General features: G+C 74.6%; 20 protein-coding genes. 13 read left to right on the top strand and 7 right to left on the bottom strand.

Annotated elements, in window-relative coordinates; all coding sequences use genetic code 11:
- Window positions 1–17 precede the first annotated feature (17 nt).
- The 6 genes from QBL21_RS24600 to QBL21_RS24575 all read left to right on the top strand — a co-directional run bounded on the left by QBL21_RS24600 (window position 18) and on the right by QBL21_RS24575 (window position 5,222).
- Window positions 18–779, top strand: a complete 762-nt coding sequence (locus QBL21_RS24600) for a metallophosphoesterase (protein ID WP_407564393.1) — start codon at window positions 18–20, stop codon at window positions 777–779.
- A 49-nt stretch (window positions 780–828) separates the two neighbouring features.
- Window positions 829–1,299, top strand: a complete 471-nt coding sequence (locus QBL21_RS24595; protein WP_407564392.1) for an SRPBCC family protein — start codon at window positions 829–831, stop codon at window positions 1,297–1,299.
- 9 nt (window positions 1,300–1,308) lie between these two features.
- Complete coding sequence (locus QBL21_RS24590) at window positions 1,309–2,616, top strand: ArsA family ATPase (RefSeq protein WP_407564391.1); 1,308 nt, start codon at window positions 1,309–1,311, stop codon at window positions 2,614–2,616.
- A 177-nt stretch (window positions 2,617–2,793) separates the two neighbouring features.
- Window positions 2,794–3,243 (top strand): DUF5304 family protein, encoded by a 450-nt coding sequence (locus QBL21_RS24585; protein WP_407564390.1) that lies wholly within the window; start codon window positions 2,794–2,796, stop codon window positions 3,241–3,243.
- Between the two features lie 73 nt (window positions 3,244–3,316).
- Window positions 3,317–4,258, top strand: a complete 942-nt coding sequence (locus QBL21_RS24580) for an ROK family glucokinase (RefSeq protein WP_407564389.1) — start codon at window positions 3,317–3,319, stop codon at window positions 4,256–4,258.
- Window positions 4,259–4,448: 190 nt separating this feature from the next.
- Entirely contained in the window at window positions 4,449–5,222 is a 774-nt protein-coding gene (locus tag QBL21_RS24575; RefSeq protein WP_407564388.1) for an endonuclease/exonuclease/phosphatase family protein, read from the top strand.
- Here the strand turns inward: QBL21_RS24575 and QBL21_RS24570 are convergent.
- The 4 genes from QBL21_RS24570 to QBL21_RS24555 form a co-directional block, all read right to left on the bottom strand.
- Window positions 5,206–6,222, bottom strand: a complete 1,017-nt coding sequence (locus QBL21_RS24570) for a hypothetical protein (protein WP_407564387.1) — start codon at window positions 6,220–6,222, stop codon at window positions 5,206–5,208. The genes QBL21_RS24575 and QBL21_RS24570 overlap by 17 nt on opposite strands.
- A complete protein-coding gene (locus QBL21_RS24565) occupies window positions 6,215–6,868 on the bottom strand; it encodes an RNA polymerase sigma factor (RefSeq protein ID WP_407564386.1) in 654 nt (217 codons plus the stop codon). Before QBL21_RS24565 ends, QBL21_RS24570 begins: the two co-directional genes overlap by 8 nt.
- A gap of 112 nt (window positions 6,869–6,980) precedes the next feature.
- Window positions 6,981–7,694: a hypothetical protein gene (locus QBL21_RS24560; protein WP_407564385.1), complete on the bottom strand. Its 714-nt coding sequence runs from the start codon at window positions 7,692–7,694 to the stop codon at window positions 6,981–6,983.
- Window positions 7,681–8,493 (bottom strand): alpha/beta hydrolase, encoded by an 813-nt coding sequence (locus QBL21_RS24555; protein ID WP_407564384.1) that lies wholly within the window; start codon window positions 8,491–8,493, stop codon window positions 7,681–7,683. Before QBL21_RS24555 ends, QBL21_RS24560 begins: the two co-directional genes overlap by 14 nt.
- A gap of 211 nt (window positions 8,494–8,704) precedes the next feature.
- Between QBL21_RS24555 and QBL21_RS24550 the strand changes: the two genes are divergently transcribed.
- From QBL21_RS24550 to QBL21_RS24535, 4 genes are all read left to right on the top strand, one after another.
- Window positions 8,705–9,487, top strand: coding sequence for a lysophospholipid acyltransferase family protein (locus QBL21_RS24550; protein ID WP_407564383.1), 783 nt, complete (start codon window positions 8,705–8,707; stop codon window positions 9,485–9,487).
- A 47-nt stretch (window positions 9,488–9,534) separates the two neighbouring features.
- Window positions 9,535–10,728, top strand: coding sequence for a MacS family sensor histidine kinase (gene macS / locus QBL21_RS24545; RefSeq protein WP_407564382.1), 1,194 nt, complete (start codon window positions 9,535–9,537; stop codon window positions 10,726–10,728).
- An 825-nt stretch (window positions 10,729–11,553) separates the two neighbouring features.
- Window positions 11,554–12,207, top strand: a complete 654-nt coding sequence (locus QBL21_RS24540) for a response regulator (RefSeq protein WP_407566548.1) — start codon at window positions 11,554–11,556, stop codon at window positions 12,205–12,207.
- Window positions 12,208–12,353: 146 nt separating this feature from the next.
- Window positions 12,354–13,382, top strand: a complete 1,029-nt coding sequence (locus QBL21_RS24535) for a 6-phosphofructokinase (RefSeq protein ID WP_407564381.1) — start codon at window positions 12,354–12,356, stop codon at window positions 13,380–13,382.
- Window positions 13,383–13,436: 54 nt separating this feature from the next.
- On the opposite strand, the gene QBL21_RS24530 is transcribed toward QBL21_RS24535, so the two are convergent.
- Window positions 13,437–15,344, bottom strand: a complete 1,908-nt coding sequence (locus tag QBL21_RS24530; RefSeq protein ID WP_407566547.1) for an anthranilate synthase family protein — start codon at window positions 15,342–15,344, stop codon at window positions 13,437–13,439.
- Between the two features lie 450 nt (window positions 15,345–15,794).
- Here QBL21_RS24530 and QBL21_RS24525 point away from each other — a divergent pair, with 450 nt between their 5' ends.
- A complete protein-coding gene (locus QBL21_RS24525) occupies window positions 15,795–17,156 on the top strand; it encodes a class II 3-deoxy-7-phosphoheptulonate synthase (protein WP_407564380.1) in 1,362 nt (453 codons plus the stop codon).
- 128 nt (window positions 17,157–17,284) lie between these two features.
- The gene (locus tag QBL21_RS24520; protein ID WP_407564379.1) at window positions 17,285–17,599 is read left to right on the top strand and encodes a bacterioferritin-associated ferredoxin; all 315 of its coding nucleotides are present in this window, start codon (window positions 17,285–17,287) and stop codon (window positions 17,597–17,599) included.
- 1 nt (window position 17,600) lies between these two features.
- Here QBL21_RS24520 and bfr read toward each other — a convergent pair whose 3' ends face one another.
- Complete coding sequence (gene bfr / locus QBL21_RS24515; RefSeq protein ID WP_407564378.1) at window positions 17,601–18,083, bottom strand: bacterioferritin; 483 nt, start codon at window positions 18,081–18,083, stop codon at window positions 17,601–17,603.
- Window positions 18,084–18,243: 160 nt separating this feature from the next.
- On the opposite strand from bfr, the gene QBL21_RS24510 reads away from it, so the two are divergent.
- Window positions 18,244–18,858 carry a sulfite oxidase-like oxidoreductase gene (locus tag QBL21_RS24510; protein ID WP_407564377.1) on the top strand — a complete coding sequence of 205 codons (615 nt, stop codon included), beginning with the start codon at window positions 18,244–18,246 and terminating at the stop codon, window positions 18,856–18,858.
- A gap of 24 nt (window positions 18,859–18,882) precedes the next feature.
- Here QBL21_RS24510 and QBL21_RS24505 read toward each other — a convergent pair whose 3' ends face one another.
- Entirely contained in the window at window positions 18,883–19,818 is a 936-nt protein-coding gene (locus tag QBL21_RS24505; RefSeq protein ID WP_407564376.1) for a deoxyribonuclease IV, read from the bottom strand.
- Window position 19,819: the final 1 nt, after the last annotated feature.

The following is a 19,819-nucleotide window of genomic DNA, read 5'->3' as shown; positions in this document are numbered from 1 at the left end:
GGAAGTAGGGTGATCGCATGAGGGTCCACGTGGTCAGTGACGTGCACGGCAACAGCGCCGACCTGGCCCGCGCGGGCGACGGCTCGGACGCGCTGGTCTGCCTCGGCGACCTCATCCTCTTCATCGACTACGCCGACCACTCGCGCGGCATCTTCCCCGACCTCTTCGGCGTCGCGAACACCACGCGCAGCGTGGAGCTGCGCACGGCCCGCAGGTTCGACGAGCACCGCGACTTCGTGCGCTCGCTGTGGGCGGGGATGGACAAGAGCGGGGAGATCGAGAAGGCGGTGCGCAAGCAGTACGCGGAGCTGTTCGCGGCCTTCCCCACGCCGACGTACGCCACCTACGGCAACGTCGACATCCCGCGGCTGTGGCCCGAGTTCGCCCGCGAGGGCACCACCGTCCTGGACGGCGAGCGGGTGGAGATCGGCGGGCTGGTCTTCGGCTTCGTCGGCGGCGGTCTGAAGACGCCGATGCGCACGCCGTACGAGATCGACGACGAGACGTACGCCGCGAAGGTCGCCGCCCTCGGCGACGTCGACGTGCTCTGCTCGCACATCCCGCCGCTCGTCCCCGACCTCTGCTACGACACGGTGGCGCGCCGCTTCGAGCGCGGCAGCGAGGCGCTGCTGGAGGCGCTGCACCGGGTCCGGCCGCGCTACGCGCTCTTCGGCCACGTCCACCAGCCGCTGGCGCGGCGGATGCGGATCGGGGCGACGGAGTGCGTGAACGTGGGGCACTTCGCGTCCCGCGGGAAGCCGTGGGTTCTGGAGTGGTGAACCGGGCGCGGTAACCTTCAGCGCGGACGGTTGACGGAGGAGCCCAGGCATGGCAGAGCACACCAGGTCCAGTATCACCATCGACGCCGCGCCGGACGCGGTGATGACGGTGATCGCGGACTTCGACCGCTACCCGGAGTGGACCGGCGAGGTGCGGCGGACCGAGGTGCTCGAAGCCGACGACCGCGGGCGCGCGGCGCGGGTCCTGCTGGTGCTGGACGCGAAGACGATCCGGGACGAGCAGACGCTGGCGTACACCTGGGCGGGACCGCACGAGGTGCGCTGGACGCTGGAGAAGTCGCAGATGCTGCGCGCGCTGGACGGCGCGTACCTGCTGAAGCCGCTGGCCGGCGGGGAGCGCACCGAGGTGACGTACGAGCTGACGGTCGACGTCAAGATCCCCATGCTCGGGATGATGAAGCGCAAGATGGAGAAGATCATCATCGAGCGGGCGCTGGACGGCCTGAAGCAGCGCGTCGAGAGCGTGCCGGGCGCGTCCGCCGGCTCGGGTACGGACTGACGCCCCGCCGTGCGGACGATCCTCGTCACCGGTGCCGCGGGCGCCGGCCGTACGACGGTCGCGGCGGCCACGGCGCTGCGGGCGGCGCGCGACGGCGCCCGGGTGCTGCTGCTGACGGCGGACCCCGAGGCGGGCGGACTGCTGACGGGGGCGCCGGAGGCGCAGATCCCGGGGCAGCGGTCGGGGGCGGCGCCGGACGAGTGGCCTGAGGAAGCGCTGCCGTGGACGGTGCCCGCCCGCGTCGAGACCGGGCTGTGGGCGGCGCGGCTGCGCGGGGCGGAGTCGGCGGCGGAGACGCTGGCGCTCTGGCAGGAGCAGTACGCGGACACCCTCGACCTCCTCGGCGCGACCCCGCTGGCGGCGGAGGAGCTGACGCCGCTGCCGGGCACCGGGGAGTTCGCGCTGCTGCGCGCGCTGGTCACGCTGTACGAGACGGGGGCCCCGGGCACCGCCGGGGGCTCCGCCGGGCCCTGGGACCTGGCGATCGTGGACATGCCCGCCGCTCCCGCCGCGCTGGGGGTGCTCGCGCTGCCGGAGCAGCTCGTGCGGTACCTGCACCGGCTGCTGCCCGCCGAGCGGCAGGCCGCGCGGGGGCTGCGCCCGCTGCTCGGGCGGCTCCTCGGGGCGCCGGTGCCGGCGGAGCGGCTGTACGAGGCCGCCGCCCGCTGGGAGGAGCGGCTGGAGGCCGTACGGGAGGCCGCAGAAGCGGCCGGGACGAGGGTGCGGCTCGTACTGGAGCCCACTCCGCGCGCGGCCCGTGAACTGCGACGCACGCGCGCGGCGCTCGCGCTCCAGGGCTGCGCGGTCGAGGCGGTCGTCGCCAACCGGGTCCTGCCCGCGGGCTCCGAGGACGCCTGGTACGCGACGCTCGCCGACGAGCAGCACCGGGTGGTCAAGGAGCTGGGCGCGGAGCTGCGCGGCGCGGTCGGCGCGTTCTGCGCGCTGCCGCACCTCGGCCCGGAGCCGCAGGGCCCGGTCGCCCTCGCCGCCCTGGCGGAGGCCGTGGCGCCGGCGGGGCTGCGGGCCCGGCCCGCGCCCGCGGACCCCGCGGACCCCGGGGACCCGGCCCGGGTGGACGACCTGCTGGCGGACGAGGGCGTGCTGCTCTACCGGCTGCCGCTGCCCGGCGCGGAACGGGGCGACCTCACCCTCGTACGCCGCGGTGACGAACTCCTCGTCACCGTCGCCGGCCACCGCCGCCCCCTGCCCCTGCCGGCGGCCCTGCGCCGCTGCACCATCGAACGCGCCGGCCTCCACGACGGCGAACTGCGCATCCGCTTCACCCCCGACCCCGCGGCCTGGCCCCAGGCCCGCTGACCCAGGCCCGCTGACCCGGGCCGGACGCCCCGCGCCAGGCGGGCCGCACCCCGCCGGTCCGTCCCCGCCCCTCCCCGCCCGCGGCGCACCCCCGCCACCCCCGCCTCTCCGGGCGCCGCTCGCACAACCCGCTGCGCGGCACTGAACGCGAAGTCGCCGTTCGGGTACCGTCGATGTATGAGTGATGCCATCGAGCGCCCCGAACCCGGTGCGGCCACCGCCCCGGACCCGGACGCGTGGGCCCAGGCGTGTGCCGAGGACTTCGCCGCCGAGCAGGCCCGGCGGCGCTCGGTCTACGGGCCCGAGCCCGTCAGCGCCGCCGAGGAGCTGCGCCGCTTCTTCGACTCCCTCTCCGACAAGGTCTCGGAACTGCGCGCCCCCGGCGCGACCGGCGGCACCGCCGCCGTCGCGCAGACCGCCGCGCAGCAGTTCGCGAAGCAGTTCCTCGCCTCCGTGAAGACCGCCGTCGAGCCCGTCGTGGAGCGCAATCCGCAGATCTTCGACCACCTCGCCACCGCCGGCACGGAGATCGCCGCCGCGTACCGCGCCGCAGTTCAGCGGCAGGAGGCGGACTGGTCGCGGGACGACGAACCACCCAGCAGCCCCAAGCAGATCGACCTCGACTGACGGCCGGGCCCGGCCGTACCTCCGGTAATGTGAGGAGGCGCAGCGGGGCTCGAACCGAATAACCGAGGGAGACATGGGACTCACCATCGGCGTCGACATCGGCGGCACCAAGATTGCGGCCGGTGTGGTCGACGAAGAGGGCTCGATCATCCGAACGAGCACGGTACCGACCCCCGAAACACCCGAAGGCGTCGTGGACGCCATCTGCGCGGCGGTCCAGGAGGTCACCGCCGCCACCCCGGCCGAGGCCGTCGGCATCGGCGCCGCCGGGTACGTGGACGACAAACGCGCCACCGTGCTCTTCGCCCCGAACGTCAACTGGCGCCACGAGGCGCTGAAGGACAAAGTCGAACAGCGCATCGGCCTGCCCGTCGTGGTCGAGAACGACGCCAACGCCGCCGCCTGGGGCGAGTACCGCTTCGGCGCCGGTCAGGGCCACGACGACGTCGTCTGCATCACCCTGGGCACCGGCCTCGGCGGCGGCGTGATCATCGGCGGCCGGCTGCACCGCGGCCGCTTCGGCGTGGCCGCGGAGTTCGGCCACATCCGCGTGGTGCCCGACGGGTTGCTGTGCGGCTGCGGCAGCCAGGGCTGCTGGGAGCAGTACGCCTCCGGCCGTGCCCTCGTGCGGTACGCGCACCAGCGTGCCGCCGCCACCCCCGAGTCGGCCGAGATACTGCTCGCCCTCGGCGACGGTACGCCCGAGGGCGTTCAGGGGCGGCACGTCAGCGAGGCGGCCCGGCAGGGTGACCCGGTGGCCATCGACTCCTTCCGGGAGCTGGCCCGTTGGGCGGGGGCGGGTCTCGCGGACCTGGCGTCGCTCTTCGACCCGTCGGCGTTCATCGTCGGCGGCGGCGTCTCGGACGAGGGCGATCTCGTCCTCGACCCGATCCGCAAGTCGTTCCGGCGCTGGCTGGTGGGCAACCAGTGGCGACCGCACGCGCAGGTGCTCGCCGCCCGACTCGGCGGCCGTGCCGGGCTCGTCGGCGCCGCCGACCTGGCCCGCCAGGGCTGACGGCCGGCGCGTATGACGTGACGGCCCGCGTGCCGGACGGTCCCGGTACCCGAAGGCACAAGGGCCCACGCCTCCCACGATCCAGCGCGCCACCCGCCGACGGCACCCCGGCCCCCGGGGCGTCAACCCCGTGCCCGGCCGCCCCGCCACCCGGCCCCCGCCGCGCCGTTCCCCCGGTAGTCTCGGGCCCGTGCTGCTGCCCGATCTGCCCGCCTCGCGCACCGAGCCGGACGGCTCCGCCGTCATCCGGCTGCTCAGCTACAACATCCGCTCCATGCGCGACGACACCGCGGCGCTCGCCCGGGTGATCCGTGCCTGCGCCCCGGACGTCGTCTGCGTCCAGGAGGCGCCGCGCTTCGTCCGCTGGCGCAAGAAGGCGGCGCGGCTCGCCCGCGCCACCGGCCTGCTGTACGTCACGGGCGGCGCCACCACCGCGGGCCCCATGCTCCTCACCGGCCTGCGCGCACACGTGGAGCGCACCGACGAGACCCTCCTGCCCCGCACCCCCGGCCTGCACCAGCGCGGCCTGGCGACGGCCGTGCTGCGCTTCGGCGACGCCCGGCTGGCGGTCGTCAGCACGCACCTGAGCCTGGCCAGGACCGAGCGCTACGAGCAGGCCGGGCTGGTGCTCGCCCACGTGCGGGCGCTCGGCGAGCCGCACGTCGTGGTCGCCGGGGACCTCAACGAGCGCCCCAAGGGCCCCGCGTTCAGCCGCCTGACCGCCGAGTTGCAGGACGGCTGGGTGGTCAGCCCCTGGGGCGGGCGGAAGACCTCCACCGCGCTCGACCCGCGCAAGCGCATCGACGCCGTGCTCGCGACCGGCTCGGTCGAGGTGCTGGGCTGCGGCGTCCCGGCGGGCCTGCCGGGCCTCACGCAGTCCGACCTCCGCGACGCCACCGACCACCTCCCCGTCCTGGCCGCGCTCCGCATCCCCGCCTCCGGCCCGGCTACGGCCGCTCCCTGACCTCGTCCACGACGGCGTAGGCGTCGAGGTACGAGAGCTGGGTGAAGATCCTGTTGCTGTTCGGGCCGTCGGTGCGCGGGTTCTGCATCCCCAGGTACTCGCTCGTGTCCGCGGCGAAGAGCAGGTACCGGGACGTGCCCGTGTCGTCCGGGAAGGCGATCCCGAGCGCGGCCCTGCCCCGGGCGTCCTCCGCCCCGGGCAGCAGGGTGCGGTCGGGGAAGCCGGCCAGCGCCGTGAGGACCGCCGGCAGCAGCCCGTCGGGCAGCACCGGGATCCGGCCGAGCAGACCGCCCAGGAAGAAGTACGCGTCCGTCCAGTCCCGCCGGTCGAACTCCTCGGGGGTCCTCCGGGCGCCGTACGAGCTGACGTGCGTCAGCAGCGCCTCCGGCTCCGTGGGGATCCGGGAGACGGTGCGCCAGTCCGCCGGCGGCCAGCTCCCCTTCTCCGACCGCCGCCAACCGCTCGCCTCGCGGGCGTTGCTCAGCCAGCTCCGCTGCGAGGGGTCCGCCGCGAGCCAGGTCTCCTTCGCGAACGTCGTCTCCTCGTCGGAGTCGTCCGGCATCTCCCGGACGAACACCCTGCTGTACACGTACTGGCCGCGGCGCGGCTCGATGGGCGGGCGCATCCGTTCCCGCTCCCGCTCCAGCTCCGCGGCCCTGCGCAGCACCTCGGCGGGAGGCAGTCCCGCCGGGCCGCCGTCGCCGCCGCGCTCCAGCAGGGCGAGCGGCGTGCCGACCGAGGCCACCGTGGCGCCGGCGGCCACGAGGCCCCGTACGACGGTACGGCGGGACATCCCGCCCCCGCCGGGCCCGCGGACCGGCATCAGCGGGGCCCGCGCCCCGGGCCGCAGCGGTACGGAGGCGGGGGCGCGGACCTGCGCCGCCGCCGGGGTCTCGGCGCGGACGGCTCCCAGCAGCCGGTCCCGGGCCGCCAGCCGGGCCGCCTCGCGGGGCGGCCCCGTACCCGCGTCCCAGTCCCGCAGCACCTTCAGTTCATCCATGACGGCACTCCTTCCGCCCGTCGTCGTCCGCATGACCGGTCTCCGCGCCGGCGGTGAACACCCCGGCCCCCGCGCCCAGTTCCCTGCGCAGCCGGCCGCGGGCCCGGTGCAGCCGGGAGCGCACGGTGCCCACCGGCACGTCGAGCGCCTGGGCCACCTCCTCGTACGCCAGATCCGCCCACGCCACCAGCAGCAGCACGTCGCGCAGCGCCGGCGACAGCCGGGCCAGCGCGGTCGCCAGCTCGCGGCGCATGCCGTCGGCCGTCGCGCGGGCCGCGACGCGGTCGGCGAGCGGCTCGTCGGTCTCGGCCGGGGCCGGCAGCCGGGACAGGGCGCGGAAGCGGCGGGCCTCCGCGCGCCGGTGCCGGCTCACCAGGTGGGTCGCGATGCCGAAGAGCCACGGGCGTACGTCGCCGCGCCCCGGATCGAACCGTTCACGTAACCGGAAGGCGGTCGTGAACGTCTCCGCCATGACGTCGTCCGCCGCCTCGTCGCCGAGCCGCCGTGCCGCGTACCGGTGTACGGCGGTGGCGTGCCGGTCGAAGAGGGCCGCGAACGCCTCGGGCTCCGCGTGCGACCGGGCGACGATCGCCGCATCCGACGCGTCGCTCTCCGGCTCCGTGTACACGCCCGTACTGCCCCCCATCGAGCGCCTCCAGACCAAGGTGGACATCGCCCGTTCCCGGGCCTTGCACCACTACTTCGCCGGTGCGCCCGAACGGGTTCCGTACGGGAGCGGGGCCTGCCGGACCGCCGGGCTAGACCACCGCGCCGCCGCCCGGCGGCTCGTCGTCATCGCCGCCGCCCGGGCGCATCCGCGCGACGAGCGTGGCGAAGCCGCCGAGGAAGCCGCCGATGCCGAGCACCGAGGCCCACCAGGTCATGGGCTGCTGGAAGATGAGCATCATCAGCAGGAGCAGCGGGCCGCCCAGGACCGCGATCCAGGCGAACTTGGTCGTCGTGTCCGCCTTCGGCAGCGGCGGCGGCTCGGGCGGGACGAAGTGGCCCTCGTCACTCTCGTCGAGGTCGTCGTCCGATGCCTCGGACGCCTCCCAGTCGCGCGGGCCGGTACCCGCGGAGAAGACGATGAAGCTCGCGCCGCCGTCGGCGCCCGCGGGTCCGCCGCTTTCCGGACCGCCGCCCGCCGGGCCGCCCTTGGGGCCGCCGTCCTCGTCGGTGCCGGCCGGGCCCTCCGCGGTTGTCACGCCGCCGGCGCCCGCGCCGTCGCCGGAGTCCGCCGGGCCGTCCCCGGCGCCGTCCGCCGGGCCTTCGCCGCCGGCCGCCGTGCGCGCCGCCCGCTCGTGCGGGGGCTCCACGGAGTCCTCCTCGAACGCCGCGACGATCTCCGCCCACGCGGCTTCCTCGTCCAGCGGGGCGCCGCCCGACCCCGTCGGCTCCGCGCCCGCCGGCTCCGTCTCCGCGGGGCCGTCGCCCTGCTGCGGGTCCTCCCGGTCCGGGTTACGCTCCGCCACGCGCCCGGGCCCCCTTCCGCTGTTCGCTCTTCCGCTGCTCGCTGCCCTCGGCCGGCGGGGTGAGCCGGTCGATGAAGTCGTCGGTGGCCGTGCAGATCCGTTCCGCGTCGTGGTCGAGGGTGGCGACGTGGTAGCTGTCCTCCAGCACGGTTTCGGTGACATCCCGCGACGACACGCGGCTGAGGATGCGGGCCGAGTCGAGCGGCGAGACGACGTGGTCGACCCGGCTGTGCAGCACCAGCAGCGGCTGCGTCACCTGGGGCAGCTCGTCGTCGACGCGGGCGAGGAACCGCCGTAGCGAGTGCGCGGCGTGCAGGGGCACGCGGTCGTAGCCGGTCTCGGCCGCGCCCTTTTTGGCGATGTCGTTGACCACGCCGGGCGACGTACGCACCAGGAAGCGGGCCGCGGGCAGCGCCTTCGGCAGCAGCCCGTGCAGCTTGTTCAGCGGGTTGACGGCGACCACGCCGGCCACCGCGTCCCCGTGCCGGGCGGCCAGCCGCAGCACCAGCGCGCCGCCCATGGACAGCCCGCACAGGAAGACCCGCTCGCACTGGTCGGACAGCTCGCGCAGCTCCCGGTCCACCGTCGCGTACCAGTCCTGCCAGCGGGTCATCTGGAGGTCCTGCCAGCGCGTGCCGTGCCCGGGCAGCAGCGGCATGGAGACCGCCAGGCCGCGGGCGGCGAGATGCTCGGCCCAGGGCCGTACGGACTGGGGTGAGCCGGTGAAACCGTGGCAGACCAGCACCCCGGTCTCGCCACCCGGCTGGCGGAACGGCTCGGCTCCGGGAAGGACCGGCATGGCGGGACTCCGATCGTGTCAGGCGGGCGGCGGATACGTGCCTGGCGCTGCCCTTGAGCGTACTGCCCCGTACGGACGGACGGCCCCCCGCGGACCCCGCGGGCGCCCCGCGTCGCACGCGCGGGCGAGCGCGGGCGGGGCCCTCGCCCCCGGATACCGCTCTCCGACCAGGAGCGCTATGGTCACACGAGCGGATCGCAGGAGGCCCCGGTTGTTCTACAGCGCGATGAAGATGTCCCTCGGCAACAGTCTGAGGATCGTCTTCCGTCCCTGGGTGGAAGGCATGGAGAACGTGCCGGACACCGGTGCCGCGATCCTCGCGAGCAACCATCTGTCGTTCTCCGACTCGTTCTTCCTGCCCTCCATGCTGCACCGGAAGGTCACCTTCATCGCGAAGGCGGAGTACTTCACCACCCCCGGCGTCAAGGGCCGGCTGACCGCCGCGTTCTTCAAGGGCGTCGGCCAGTTGCCCGTCGACCGCTCCGGCAGCCGCGGCGCCGGCGAGGCGGCGATCAAGAGCGGCCTGGACGTACTGGAGCGCGGCGAGCTGTTCGGCATCTACCCCGAGGGCACGCGCTCGCCCGACGGCCGCCTCTACCGCGGCAAGCCCGGCGGCCTCGGCCGGCTGGCGCTGCTCAGCGGCGCGCCGGTGCTGCCGGTGGCGATGATCGACACCGAGAAGATCCAGCCGCCGGGGCAGGTGGTGCCGAAGGTCATGCGGCCCGGCATCCGCATCGGCAAGCCGCTGGACTTCACGCGCTACCAGGGCATGGAGCACGACAGGTTCATCCTGCGTTCGGTGACCGACGAGGTCATGTACGAGATCATGAAGCTCTCCGGCCAGGAGTACGTCGACGAGTACGCGACGGCGGCCAAGCGGCGGATGACCGACGAGGCCAAGCGCCGCAAGGCGGAGGAGAAGAAGGCGGAGGAGAAGGCCGCGAAGGCGGACGGCGACGGCCCGGGCGCCGGCGGGCGGCAGGACGCCGCCTAGCGCGTCCTGGCGCGCCGTGCGCGTCGCGGGAGGGAGAGTCGGGGGCGATGGCCGGGCAGAACAAGCGGCGGATGTCGGTGGAGCAGCCGCTGTGGCAGGCGCTGACGTACTTCCGGGTGCTGACCCTGGCGTACGCGGTGGCGCAGTTCGTACCCCGGCACGACGACGTCGCCCGCCCGGCGCTGGGCTGGGCGTACTTCGCCGTCCTGGCCCTGTGGACGCTGGTCACCTTCCGCCGGGTCTCGTCGGCGGAGCGCTGCACGTACCCGTTCCTCGCGGCGGACATCACGCTCACCCTGACCGGCATCCTGCTGACGATCCCGGTGGAGACGACGGCGCGCATCGACGACGGCGCGAGCACGCTGCCGTCGATCTTCGCGGCCGGCTCGGTGCTGGGCTTCGCGGTCAAGGGCGGCTGGCGCTGGGGCGCGGCGTCGTCGGCGGCGGTCGGGCTTTCGAACATCGTGCAGCGCGGCGAGGTGGTGCAGGACAACTTCCACAACATCGTGCTGCTGATGGTCGCCTCGACGGCGATCGGCTACATCGTGGAGGTGGCGCGGACCAGCGAACGGACGCTGGCCCGGGCGCTCCAGATCGAGGCGGCGACGCGGGAGCGGGAGCGGCTCGCGCGCGACATCCACGACAGCGTGCTCCAGGTGCTGGCGCTGGTCCAGCGCCGCGGGGCGGCGATCGGCGGCGAGGCGAAGGAGCTGGGCCGGCTCGCGGGCGAGCAGGAGGCGGCGCTGCGGGCGTTGGTGATGGGCGCGTCGCTGCCGGAGCAGCGGACGGCGGGGCCGGTGGAGGAACGTTCCGCCGAAGCGGAGGCCGACGGTCCGGCGGAGACGTCCCTGCGGCTGCTCCTGCTGTCGCTGAGCGGGCCGAACGTCTCGGTCGCGGAGCCCGGCACGCCGGTGGCCCTGGAGGCGCACGCGGCGCGGGAGCTGGCCGCCGCGGTGGCCGCGGCGCTGGACAACGTACGCGCGCACGTCGGCCCCGAGGCGCAGGCGTGGGTGCTGCTGGAGGAGGAGCCGGACGGCACGGTGGTGGTGACCGTGCGGGACGACGGCCCCGGCATCCCGCAGGGCCGCCTCGCGGCGGCCGAGGCGGAGGGCCGGCTCGGCGTCGCCCAGTCCATCCGCGGGCGCCTGCGGGACCTGGGCGGCACGGCGGAGTGGGTCTCGACCCCGGCCCAGGGCACAGAGGTGGAACTCCGCCTGCCCCCGACCGCCGCCCGCCGATGACCCCCGGCGCCCCGGGCCACGCGGCAACCGCCTCGCGGCGGAAGCGATGGGCCGCAGCGGTGGGTGGGCGTACGGCTGTCCGCCCCGGGCCGCGCACGTCGGCTCCGGGCAGGCCGCCTGCCGGCGAGGGGATGCGCCGCCGCGGGCGGTGCCCCGGAGCGGCTCCGAGGGGAGGCTCCCGGCCGTACGACCCGGGCCCCGCCCGTACGGGCCACGCGCTGCGGTCCCGCCGGAGGCGAGGCGTCGGACCTCCAGGCGCGCACTCGGCCCTCGCACTCCCGCACCGCGCCCATCCGCCGGCCACCCGGGCCCGCACCCACGCGCCCCGTGCGCGCCTCGTCCGGGCGCTCGCCCCCGCGACGGGCATCGCGCGCCGCCGACACCGTCCGGTCAGGCCGACCGCCGTGCCCCTCCGGGCCGGGACGGCTGTGCCCGTGCCGGCGCGCGCCGCCGTGGGCCGCGCTGCGCTCCCGCGCCGCCGCGGCGGCCGTGCAGCCCGCCGCCCGGGGCGCGCTCCCGTGGCCCGTGCGTGCCTTGTCGGGGTGCTCGCCTCCGCGACGGGCATCGTGCGCTGCCGGCACCGTCCGGTCCGGGCGGTCGCCGTGTGTGCTGTGTCCGTCCGGGCTCCGAGGGCTGTGTCCGTGCCGGCGCGCGCCGCCGTGGCCCGCGCTCCGTTCCCGCGCCGTCCCGGCTGTCGTGCACCCGTACGCCCCCGCGGGAGGCGATACGTGCCGGAACGGACGGCATGCGCCACCATGGTCCGCGGGCGGCATCCGCAGGGAAGGAGTCGAGGTGGTCGGGGAAGTCAGCGGTGAGGTCAGGGTGATGGTCGTCGACGACCACCCCATGTGGCGCGACGCCGTCGCACGGGATCTTCAGGCCGCCGGGTTCGACGTGGTGGCGACCGCCGGGGACGGGCCGCAGGCCGTGCGGCGGGCGCGGGCCGCCGTGCCGGACGTGCTCGTGCTGGACCTCAACCTGCCCGGTCTGCCCGGCGTGCAGGTCTGCAAGGAGGTCGTCGGCGCCCAGCCCGCCGTGCGGGTGCTGGTGCTCTCCGCCAGCGGCGAGCACGCCGACGTGCTCGAAGCCGTCAAGTCCGGCGCCACCGGCTACCTCGTGAAGTCCGCCAGCACCGAGGAGCTGATCGACGCCGTCCACCGGACCGCCCAGGGCGACCCGGTGTTCACGCCCGGCCTCGCCGGCCTCGTGCTCGGCGAGTACCGCCGGCTCGCGGGCGAGCCCGTCGCCGAGAGCGCCGGCGAGCCCGAGGTGCCCAAGCTCACCGACCGCGAGACCGAGGTGCTGCGCCTGGTCGCCAAGGGCCTGTCGTACAAGCAGATCGCCGAGCGCCTCGTGATCTCCCACCGCACGGTCCAGAACCACGTGCAGAACACCCTCGGCAAGCTCCAGCTTCACAATCGCGTCGAGCTGGTGCGCTACGCCATCGAGCGCGGCCTCGACGACGACCGGGCGCCGTAACCTACCCCCGTTTCCCTCTCCTGAGTGAACTCCGCCGCCGAACTGACAGGTTGGTGCGTGAATCCCGCCCGCTCCGTGTCGTGTGAGGTGGATCACCGTTAGCGTTGCTGCGAGCGGGGTCACGACCGTCAGAAGGGAAACCTGTGATGCGGGTAGGAGTACTGACCGGTGGCGGTGACTGCCCCGGGCTCAACGCGGTCATCCGGGCCGTCGTCCGCAAGGGCGTCCAGGAGTACGGGTACGAGTTCACCGGCTTCCGGGACGGCTGGCGCGGGCCGCTGGAGGCCGACACCGTCACCCTGGACATCCCCGCCGTCCGCGGCATCCTGCCGCGCGGCGGGACGATCCTCGGGTCGTCGCGTACCAACCCCCTCAAGGTCGAGGGCGGTATCAAGCGGATCAAGGAGAACATGGCGAAGCTGGAGGTGGACTCGCTCATCGCCATCGGCGGCGAGGACACCCTCGGCGTCGCCCAGCGGCTCGCCGACGAGTACGGCATCAAGGTCGTCGGCGTGCCGAAGACCATCGACAACGACCTCTCCGCCACCGACTACACCTTCGGCTTCGACACCGCGGTCAACATCGCGACCGAGGCCATCGACCGGCTGCACACCACGGCCGAGTCGCACATGCGTGTCCTCGTCGTCGAGGTGATGGGACGGCACGCCGGCTGGATCGCCCTGCACTCCGGGCTCGCCGGCGGCGCGAACGTGATCCTCATCCCCGAGCAGCGCTTCGACGTCGACAAGGTCTGCGGCTGGGTGACCTCCCGCTTCAAGGCCAGCTACGCGCCGATCGTGTGCGTGGCGGAGGGCGCGATGCCGAAGGACGGCGACATGGTGCTCAAGGACGAGTCCCTGGACGCCTTCGGGCACGTCCGGCTGTCGGGCGTGGGCGAGTGGCTGGCGAAGGAGATCGAGAGGCGCACGGGCAAGGAGGCCCGTACGACCGTCCTCGGGCACGTGCAGCGCGGCGGTACGCCCAGCGCGTACGACCGCTGGCTCGCCAGCCGCTTCGGGCTGCACGCGATCCAGGCGGTGCACGACGAGGACTGGGGCAAGATGGTCGCCCTCCAGGGCACGGACGTGGTGCGCGTGCCGCTGGCCGCCGCCACGGCGCGGATCAAGACCGTGGACCCGGCGCTGTACGAGGAGGTCGGCGTCTTCTTCGGCTGACCGGCAGCCGTGCGGCGGCCCCGTGGAGCGGGGCCGCCGCACGGCGCCGGGCGCTCAGCCCCGTACCAGCACCGCCGCGAGCAACTGCCGCACCAGCCGGTCGCCGTCCAGCGTCAGCACCGACTCCGGATGGAACTGCACCCCGGCGAACCCGGGCCCGCGCAGCGCGTGCACGTCGCCGCTTTGCGGGTCGCGGCTCAGCTCGACGCCGCGCGCCGCCGCCAGCGCCGCCGCGGCGCCGGCGTCGCAGCGGGCGGTGTACGTGCTGTAGAAGCCGACCGTCTCCGGCCGCCCGAAGAAGTCGATCTCCTCCTGCGCCCCCTGGTACGGGACGTCCTTGCGGACCAGGCGCAGCCCCAGCTCGGCGGCGAGGAGTTCGTGGCCCAGGCACACGCCGAGAAGCCCGTGGCGGTGGCCGTGCAGCAGCTCGCCGGCCAGCCCGCGCAGGAAGCCCATCTTGGGGTCCGCGGTGTCCGCCGGGTCGCCGGGGCCCGGGCCGAGCACGACCGGGCCCTCGTGCGCCAGCGCCGCCGCCCGTACGCCGGGGGCGTCGAAGCGGCGTACGTCCACCTCGGCGCCGGAGGCGCGCAGCACGTGGGCGAGCATCGCGGTGAACGTGTCCTCGCCGTCGACCACCAGCACCCGGCCGGGCAACTGCCCGCCCGCAGCCGGCCCCGGGGCCGGCACGTGCTGCATGCGCAGCCAGAAAGGCGACAGGTGCGTCCTGCGGGCCGCCAGCGCCGCCTGCACCTCCGGGTCGGCCGCGAACGCCGGCCGGGCTCCGCCCGCGGGGCGCGCGGGTGCGGGGCGTACGCCGAGCGCGGCGAGCACCCCGGCGGCCTTGGCATGGGTCTCGGCGACCTCGTCGGCGGGCCGGGAGCCGCGTACCAGCGTGGCGCCGACGGGGACCCGCAGCAGGCCGTCCGCGCCGATGTCGGCGGTGCGGATGAGGATGGGGGAGTCCAGGGTCTGCGCGCCGCCGGCGTCGCGGCCGAGGAGCGCGAGCGCGCCCGCGTAGTAGCCGCGGCCCCCGGCCTCGTAGCGCTCGATGACGCGGCAGGCGTTCTGCACCGGCGAGCCGGTCACCGTCGCGGCGAACATCGTCTCGCGCAGCACGTCGCGGGCGTCGAGCGCGGTGCGCCCGCGCAGCTCGTACTCGGTGTGCGCCAGGTGCGCCATCTCCTTCAGCCGCGGCCCGACGACCACCCCGCCCTCCCGCGCGACCGTGCACATCATCTTCAGCTCCTCGTCGACGACCATGGAGAGTTCCTCGATCTCCTTGGTGTCGTGCAGGAACGCCAGCAGCCCGGCCCGGTCGGGGCCGCCGGGCGGGTAGCGGTACGTGCCGCTGATGGGGTTCATCACGACGGTGCCGCCGGTCATCCGCACGTGCACCTCGGGGCTGGCGCCGACCAGGGTGCGCACGCCCGGGCGGTGCACGACGAAGGTCCAGTACGCGCCCTGCTCGCCGGCCAGCAGCCGGCGGAAGAGGGCGAGCGCGTCGGCGGCGCCGAAGCCGTCGATGCGGCCCTCGAAGGTGCGCCGGATGACGAAGTTGGCGCCCTCGCCGGTGCCGATCTCGTCGGCGAGGACGCGGCCCACGGTCCGGGCGTACTCCTCGTCCGGCACGTCGAAGGCGCCGCCGTAGACGCGGACGGGGTGCGCCGGCAGGGCGTCGAGCAGCGCGGCGGCGGGCACCTCGTGGACCTCGTCGGGGACCAGCACGGCCAGCGGGGTGCCGTCGTCGCGGACGTCGAAGCCGCGCTCGCGGATCTGCCGGTACGGCACGAGCGCGAGGGCGCCCGCCGGGCCGGGCGCGGGGGCGTCGGGGAGGTCCGCGAGCCGGTCCACCTCGTGGACGGCGCCGAGCAGGATCTCGACGGGGGCGTCGGGGCGGCCGGGGGTGCGCCGGCGGAGCACGGCGAAGGGCGGGGCGCCGTCGGCCAGCAGCCGGCGGACCAGGGCGGCGGCTGTCGGGGCGGCCTCCGTGAGGGCGTGCGAGGCGGCGTCCGGGGCTGCGTGCGGGGCGCCGGGTGCGGCGTGCGGGGCGGGCTCCGCCTCGGCGGCCGGTGGTCGCTCGGCCCCCTGCCCGGTCCCGTGTTCCGGGCGGTCCTGCGGCTGTGACCTGCGGTGATGATGCACGGGTCGTTCCTTCCTACGACGGAGGGACCGACCCGTTGACACGCCGAAGGCCGCCCCTCGGGCGGCCTTCGCGGAGTCTTCGTGGGTACGCGAGATCAGGTGGCCGCCGGTTGGACGGGCCACCACCAGGTGCGGGCATCGAGCGCGTACATGGCGGATACCCTAGCCGACCGCGGCCGACCGCGGCGCGTCCGACCGCTCACTGTCTGCTCCGTCTCATCTGTCGGTCACCGGCCGGAGCAGTGCGGGCGAACCCGTAATCTTGGCTTCGTGACTGTCAACGCCGAACCCGCCACGAGCGCCGCCGGAATCCCCCAGACCTGGCGCGACCTGCCCGCGGCGCAGCAGCCGGACTGGCCGGATCCTGCGGCTCTGCGCGACGTACTCGCCGAGCTCCAGTCGTATCCGCCGCTGGTCTTCGCCGGCGAGTGCGACCAACTGCGCGACCAACTGGGCGCGGTCGCCCGCGGCGAGGCTTTCCTGCTCCAGGGCGGTGACTGCGCCGAGGCGTTCGACGCGGTCTCGGCCGAGCACATCAGGAACAAGCTCAAGACGCTGCTCCAGATGAGCGCCGTCCTCACCTACGCCGCCTCCGTCCCGGTCGTGAAGGTCGGGCGGATCGCCGGGCAGTACTCCAAGCCCCGCTCCAAGCCGACCGAGACCCGCGACGGCATCACCCTGCCCGTCTACCGGGGCGACTCCGTCAACGGCTTCGAGTTCACCCCCGAGTCCCGCATGCCGGACCCGCAGCGGCTGAAGCGGATGTACCACGCCTCGGCGGCCACGCTGAACCTGGTGCGCGCCTTCACCACCGGCGGCTACGCCGACCTGCGCCAGGTGCACGCCTGGAACCAGGACTTCGTCCGCTCCTCGCCCTCCGGCCAGCGGTACGAGGCGCTGGCCCGCGAGATCGACCGGGCGATGAGCTTCATGCACGCCTGCGGCGTGGACCCGGAGCAGTTCAAGACCGTCGAGTTCTTCTCCTCGCACGAGGCGCTGATCCTCGACTACGAGTCGTCCATGACCCGCACCGACTCGCGTACCGGCAAGCTCTACGACGTCTCCGGGCACATGGTCTGGATCGGCGAGCGCACCCGGCAGCTCGACCACGCGCACATCGAGTTCGCCTCCCGGATCAGCAACCCCGTGGGGGTCAAGCTGGGCCCGTCGACCACCCCGGAAGAGGCGCTGGCGCTGATCGACCGCCTCGACCCGGACCGGATCCCCGGCCGGCTGACGTTCGTCAGCCGGATGGGCGCCGACAAGGTACGCGACCGGCTGCCCGACCTGGTGGAGAAGGTCACGGCCTCCGGCGCCCAGGTGGCGTGGGTGTCCGACCCGATGCACGGCAACACCTTCGAGGCCGCCTCCGGCCACAAGACGCGTCGCTTCGACGACGTGCTGGACGAGGTCAAGGGCTTCTTCGAGGTCCACAAGGCGCTCGGCACCCACCCCGGCGGCATCCACGTGGAGCTGACCGGCGACGACGTGACCGAGTGCGTGGGCGGCGGCGACGAGATCTTCGTCGACGACCTGCACCAGCGCTACGAGACGGCGTGCGACCCGCGGCTCAACCGCAGCCAGTCGCTCGACCTGGCGTTCCTGGTCGCCGAGATGTACCGGGACCAGTGAGCGGCGCCCGGCGACCGGCGAGCGCGCCGGCCGCAACGTAACGCAGGTCACGGCAGGGCGGCTCTTTCACGGCACCCCCGGGCCGGGTAAGGTTAGGATTACCTAATCGTCCCGACCCGGGGGTCCGCGTGTTCGTGTGCTCGTGCTTCGGCATCACCGAGGAGCAGGTGCGCCGGCACGCCTCGGCCGGGCACTGCACCCCCCGCCAGATCGCCTCGGAGTCCAAGGCGGGCACCGACTGCGGCTCCTGCGTCCGCCGGATCCAGGCGCTGCTCGGCCGCGGCGCGGGCTGCGCCCGCCGCGAGCTGCTGGAGCAGCGGCCGGCGGGCGAGACCGCCGCGCCGGCACCGCCGGCCGGCCCGGGCGCCGTAGCGGCCCCGGCAGCGGTGGCAGTGGTGGCCGCGACGGCCGCCGAGACCCCGGTGACCGCCGGGGCCGCCTGAGCTACGCGCCTTCCGGCTGCTCGATCTGCTGCGCGAGGTACAGCGCCTCGCCGAGCTTCTCGATCAGGTCGAGCTGGGTGTCGAGGTAGTCGATGTGGTGCTCCTCGTCCTCCAGGATCGCCTCGAAGATGTTCGCGGACGTGACGTCGCTCTTCGCGCGCATCAGCTCGATCCCGCGGCGCAGCCGGTCGATCGCCTCCACCTCGATCTGCCGGTCGGCCTGGAACATCTCGGTGACCGTCTGTCCGACCCGGACATGGAAGAGGCGCTGGTAGTTCGGCAGCCCCTCCAACAGCAGAATGCGGTCCGTCAGGATCTCCGCATGCTTCATCTCGTCGAACGACTCGGACCGGGTGTACTTCGCCAGCTTCGTCCAGCCGAAGTTCTCCTGCATCTTCGCGTGCAGGAAGTACTGGTTGATCGCCGTCAGCTCGGCAGTGAGCTGCTCGTTCAGGAATTCCAGCACCTCGGGGTCACCCTGCATAGCCGGGACTCCTCTCCACGTGGGTCGGGCAGGTCAGGGCGCATCCTCGCACTACAGTGCCCGGACGATCCAGTAAGTGCAGGCTTATCCGAGTTGCCCTCGGCCCCGGCCCCGCCGCCCCCGGTCATGACCATGCGCAAGCGTCTGCCACCATGGGGTCATGGGTCAGTCGGAGCGCCACGAGGGGGACCTGCCTCCTGGCCAGCGCCTCCAGCGCGGCTGGCCCGTGACGCACTACGGCCCGGTGCCGCGCTTCAAGCCCGACCGCTGGCAGCTCCAGGTCTTCGGGGCCACGGCGGACGGGGCGAAGCGCTCCCTCACGCACGACGAGTTCACGGCCCTGCCGTACGCGACCGTGGTCGGCGATCTGCACTGCGTGACGAAGTTCAGCATGCTCGGCGCCGAGTGGGGCGGGGTACGGGCCCGTACGCTCCTGGCGCTCGCGCCGCCCGCGCCCGAGGTCACGCACGTGATGGTGTGGGCGGAGTACGGCTTCAGCTCCAACCTGCGGCTGGCCGACTTCGCCGACGAGCGGACGATGTTCGCCACCCACAAGGACGGCGAGCCGCTGACCGCCGAGCACGGCTTCCCGGTACGGCTCGTCGTGCCGCACCTGTACGCCTGGAAGGGCCCGAAGTGGGTGCGGGGCGTGGAGTACATGAAGGCCGACCGCCGCGGCTTCTGGGAGGAGCGCGGCTACCACAACATCGGCGACCCGTGGCGCGAGCAGCGCTACTCGTACCAGGAGGAGCCCGGCGACGGCCCGGACCTCTAGGCCCCCCGCCCCACGGCCCCCGTGCTACGGCCCCGCGGGTTCGCGCAGCTCCTTGAGCAGCGCGATGTCCGCCGCCGCCGCGGGCCCCTGCGGCCCGCCGCCCGGGGTCTCGATGATCAGCGGTACGCCCTCCATCACCGGATGCCGGATCAGCTCGCGGAACGGCTCGGCCCCGATCCGCCCCCCGCCGATGTTCTCGTGCCGGTCCAGGCGCGAGCCGGCCGCCGCCTTGGAGTCGTTGGCGTGCACCAGCCGCAGCCGCCCCGGGCCCGCCACCTCCAGCAGCTCGTCCAGCATCTGCTTCGCGCCGCCGCTCGCCGCCAGGTCGTGGCCGGCGGCGAAGACGTGGCAGGTGTCGAGGCAGACGCCGAGCCGCGGGTGCCGGTCCAGCAGCTCCAGGTAGGCGCCCAGCTCCGGCAGCCGGGAGCAGAGCGAGAAGCCCTGCCCCGCGGTCGGCTCCAGCAGCAGGTCGGGCACTCCCGGCTCGTCGGCGGCGTCGCCCAGTTCGTCGAGGAGCGGCAGGGTCAGCTCCCGTACCTGCGCGAGCGCGGTCTCCCGGGGCCGCCCGCCGGTCGCGGAGCCGGTGTGCACCACGACGCCGCGGGCGCCGATCGCCCGGCCGCGGCGCAGCGAGTGCCGCAGCGAGGCGACGGAGTTCTCCGCGGTAGCCGGGGTGTGCGAGCCGAGGTTGATCAGGTACGGGGCGTGCACGTACACCGGGATGCCGTCCTCGGCGCAGCGCCGCCGGAACTCCTCGTCCTGCGCCGGGTCGCCCGGCGGCGTCGCCCAGCCGCGGGCGTTGGCGACGAAGACCTGCACGGCCTCCGCGCCGATCTGGCGCGCGTGCGCCAGGCCCTTCGCGGCCAGGCCGCCGGCGACGGGCACGTGGCTGCCCACGGGGTTGCGGTCGCGGGGGGCGGGGCGCGCGGAGCGTCGTCCGGGGGTCGTACGGGAGGACACG

The organism is Streptomyces sp. 184, assembly GCF_045781775.1.
Taxonomy (GTDB): domain Bacteria; phylum Actinomycetota; class Actinomycetes; order Streptomycetales; family Streptomycetaceae; genus Streptomyces.
This window is presented reverse-complemented; position numbering and strand designations above follow the sequence as displayed.